Below are 2181 nucleotides of genomic sequence, written 5' to 3'. Positions count from 1 at the left end.
CGTCGCTTTGATCGGCACCGCGATCCGAATCCAGCAGCATCGCTCACAACGCGCCGAAATCCGTACCAGCCAAACCTCACCGTTCGAACCAACGGCGGCGCCCTCCGTGGGCGATCCCCTGGACCCGCCGAACACGACCGAACGCGAAGCACCACCAGCGCCGCTGCTCGTCGCTTCCCCACCCATTGATCAAGATCGTGATCCAGCCGACGCGCCTGCGCCGTTGGAGTTTACCGTCCCCTCGGTCACCGAACGTAAGGACATTCGCGGCGGATTCGATGTCATGGACGATCTGGATGACTTGCTCGCCAGCGGCCTTTCGGGTGATCCCACGGACCTGCTTGATCCCTCGGTCGATCTCGCGATCGAGCCCCCCGAAACAGCGAAATTTGAATCACCGGAAATCACGACGCCACTGGCACCATCCGAGGACTCGCGCCCCGGCTCGGCGGCCCGATCAAGTTCATTCGTTTTCTCTGAAAACGACGCCACGAACGACGTGAACGAAACGCTGGAATCGGTGCTCCAGTCGGATGCCTCCGATCAAGACGCCGCCGAAGTCCCTCAACAGACCCGGCCGTCGGCAGATCGATTCGTCGAATTGCCACCCCGCGGCGACAGCCAAACTGAAACCGTCATTGACCCATCGGGCGGCTCGGTCGAACGCATCGAGTTTCCCAGCCCGGTCGCCATCGCACTTTCCGACGCGGCAACGGACGACACGCGAAACCTGATCAATCAACAGACCGGAAATCCGATCGCACAGCTGATCCGAACCGGCCCCGCCACGGTGCTCCGCTGGTCAGACAACGCCGCCCGAGACGGACTGTCGCAGAAACTGCTGCACGGGCGACTGGTGCTCTCCGACGGACAATCCGTCTACCTGCGACCGTCGATCGAGTCCGATCCCTATCCGCTTTCGCTGGATCCGCGCCGATGGCGCCCCAGTTGGCCACTCGGCGCCCCGCTGCCGGCCGACGTGTCGCGATTGGAAATCGAGCTGTCCGCCCCCGATTCGATCGACTTGGCATGGCACACCCCCTTCGATCCGGAACACCCCCACCACGGTTCGGCGATCGCGATCTTGACACCGACCGACGGAGAGACGGTCGCAATTGCTGTCAAACTGGACATCGATTGCGCGCGCAAGCTTTCTTGCCGGATGCAGTTCGGCGGCCGATTAGATCCCTCGCTGCCCTGGGTTCCGCTCAGCCGAGAGAGCTTTGCCGCCGAAAACGCGTTGTGGACCGAAAATCACCGCAAACTGGTGATGCAACGCGGGATGTACAAACAAAGCTACAGTTCGGCCAACCAGATGGATCGCCAGATGATGCGGACACGTGGGCAGAGGATCGAAGCCGACCTCGAGCGTGCGGAGGCGGTTTTAGAGCGGTTGACGCTGCTCGGCGAGCTGGCGGTCAGAATCGAGCAGCATGTCAAATTGCATCTGCATGCACTCGTCCAATGGCCTGATGCCCCCCAAACACTTCTCCGCACGACAAGCCAAGACACGGCCAGCCAAGGCAAAGCGCCCGAAGAATAAGCGGTCCTCGCCCACGATTTCGACAATTTCTGCATGCCCGGTTAATCTTTGCCGGTTATTCATCCGATACCGGTTGTGACGGGATTCGAATTCATTCGACGGCCCCGGTACGTGACGATTCAAACAAGGCATGGAAGCCATGAGCCGAAAATCGACATCTGGACGCATCACACGAGCTACCGCTATCGCCCTCTTTGCAGGCACCTGCCTGATCGGCGCGAGCGGATGCCAAGTGGGCATTAATGGGCAGACATTGCCGAGTCCTTACTACTTGCAGGACGACGTGCAGTATTTCCCGAGCGGGCCAGAGTTCAAACTCTCCCGTGAAGCGGCGGCTCTCAAAGCTGCTCGAGCCCAAGAAAAACAGTCTCGCAACTGAGCAAGCCTGAGCGATTGCCGGCTGCGTTTCGTGGCTGCGTTTCGTGGCCGGGGCTAATCGTTGACGCTGTTCCGCATCACCGAGCTGAAACGCTGCGCGAGTGTTCCCGCTCGTGCTCTAAAATTCCATCTTGGGGTTGCGTTTGCCGAGCGGAAAAAGGGTCAGGCTGCAACTTGCGGAACAATCAAATGACCACTGAGCCCACCGATGGCCGCGCGAACCCACGGATCTCTTGCACCCGGTCAACCGTGGGTTCGCG

The 2181-nt window shown here is 60.5% G+C and carries 1 protein-coding gene; it reads left to right on the top strand.

The window, feature by feature from the left end:
* Window positions 1–1543: hypothetical protein (locus tag ABX749_RS30515; protein WP_372899358.1), on the top strand; the 1543-nt coding region annotated here is incomplete at its 5' end.
* Window positions 1544–2181: the final 638 nt, after the last annotated feature.

This window comes from Stieleria sp., assembly GCF_041595215.1.
In the GTDB taxonomy this organism is placed as follows: Bacteria; Planctomycetota; Planctomycetia; order Pirellulales; family Pirellulaceae; genus Stieleria; species Stieleria magnilauensis.
Note: the sequence above shows the minus strand (reverse complement) of the source record. Positions and strands in the feature narration are given on the sequence as shown.